This window comes from Oleiphilus sp. HI0079, assembly GCF_001635105.1.
Genome location: NZ_LWFT01000619.1, coordinates 1 through 697 on the forward strand (window position 1 = coordinate 1; position 697 = coordinate 697).

Annotated in this window: 1 pseudogene; it reads right to left on the reverse strand. The window is 49.8% G+C overall.

The annotated features are described in order from the left end of the window. Window positions 1-697 (reverse strand): annotated as a pseudogene (locus A3750_RS11185) (ammonium transporter); the annotation flags it as partial.

Consider the following 697-nt stretch of genomic DNA (forward strand, 5'->3'; position numbering starts at 1 on the left):
CACCGATGATAGTAGCAAGAAGTGGAGATGGATCAGCAGGTTCAGCGGTAATCGCAACTAGACCAGCAAGAGCACCGTTCAATGCCATTGTAAGATCTGCTTTACCGAATAGGATGCGCGCTACAAGTAGAGCTGCGATCAAACCACCAGCTGCTGCTGCATTGGTGTTAAGGAATACGCTAGCAACTTCGTTAGCTACACCGATGCCGCCAAGCTTCAAAGTAGAACCGCCGTTGAAACCGAACCAGCCCATCCAAAGGATGAATGTACCAAGCGTTGCAAGAGGAAGGTTAGCTCCAGGAATCGCGTTCACTTCGCCGTTAGGACCGTATTTGCCTTTACGTGCACCAAGAAGGATTACACCTGCAAGGGCTGCTGCTGCACCCGCCATATGAACGATACCAGAACCAGCATAGTCGCTGTAGCTAAGCTCGTACAAGCCGAATACTGCATCACCGTTCCAAGTCCAAGAACCTTCCATTGGATAGATGAAACCAGTCATGACAACTGCGAATACTAGGAAAGCCCAAAGCTTCATACGCTCAGCAACTGCACCAGAAACAATAGACATTGCTGTTGCAACGAATACTACCTGGAAGAAGAAGTCAGAAGCACCTGAGTACTCACCCATGTCGCCGAAGCCAGCTTCAGTTGCAGATGCAAGTACCGCTGCTACTGCTGCTTCGTCCATTGATGC